This is a genomic window from Rhodococcus sp. Leaf225, from assembly GCF_001426145.1.
In the GTDB taxonomy this organism is placed as follows: domain Bacteria; phylum Actinomycetota; class Actinomycetes; order Mycobacteriales; family Mycobacteriaceae; genus Rhodococcoides.
Map to the genome: position 1 here is coordinate 1 of NZ_LMRN01000005.1, position 1,058 is coordinate 1,058.

Consider the following 1,058-nt stretch of genomic DNA (forward strand, 5'->3'; position numbering starts at 1 on the left):
GGCCTGACAGCGTACCTCTTGCATAATGGGTCTGTGACTTAATGTATCAAGCAAGCTTAAGCCGATAGGTGTAGGCGCAGCGAAAGCGAGTCTGAATAGGGCGCCAGAGTTTGATGTATTAGACCCGAAACCCGGCGATCTAGGCATGACCAGGATGAAGGTGCAGTAACATGCACTGGAGGTCCGAACCGATTAACGTTGAAAAGTTACCGGATGAGTTGTGTTTAGGGGTGAAAGGCCAATCAAGCCGGGAAATAGCTGGTTCTCCGCGAAAACTATTGAGGTAGTGCCTCGCACGAACACCTTAGGGGGTAGAGCACTGGATGGGCTAGGGGGTCGCGAGATCTACCAAACCTAACCAAACTCCGAATACCTAAGAGTGATATGCGGGAGACAGACGGCGGGTGCTAAGGTCCGTCGTCAAAAGGGAAACAGCCCTGACCTACAGCTAAGGCCCCCAAATCGTATCTAAGTGGGAAAGCATGTGGGACTTCCAAAACAACCAGGAGGTTGGCTTAGAAGCAGCCATCCTTTAAAGAAAGCGTAACAGCTCACTGGTCTAAACAAGAGGTCCTGCGGCGAAGATGTAACGGGGCTCAAGATACGTGCCGAAGCTTAGGGTGTGCCACTTATGTGGTACGCGGTAGCGGAGCGTTCCGTAAGCCTGTGAAGCGATCTGGTAATGGGTCGTGGAGGTATCGGAAGTGCGAATGCAGACATGAGTAGCGATAAAGAGGGTGAGATGCCCTCTCGCCGAAAGACCAAGGGTTCCTGCGCAAGGCTAATCCGCGCAGGGTGAGCCGGCCCCTAAGACGAGCCCGAAGGGGGTAGTCGATGGGAACCACGTTAATATTCGTGGGCCTGGTGGTGTGTGACGGATCATGTGTGTTGTCATCCCTTATCGGATTGGGATGGCTTCGAAATGGTTCCAGGAAATAGCCCCACCGTATAGACCGTACCCGAAACCGACACAGGTGGTCAGGTAGAGTATACCAAGGCGCTTGAGAGAACTATGTTGAAGGAACTCGGCAAATTGCACGCGTAACTTCGGAAGAAGC

General features: G+C 52.7%; 1 rRNA gene (running past one end of the window). It reads left to right on the forward strand.

Annotated features, from left to right (window positions below):
- Positions 1-1,058: ribosomal RNA gene (locus ASG69_RS00030) — 23S ribosomal RNA — on the forward strand (its annotated part continues 1,262 nt past the right edge of the window); the annotation flags it as partial.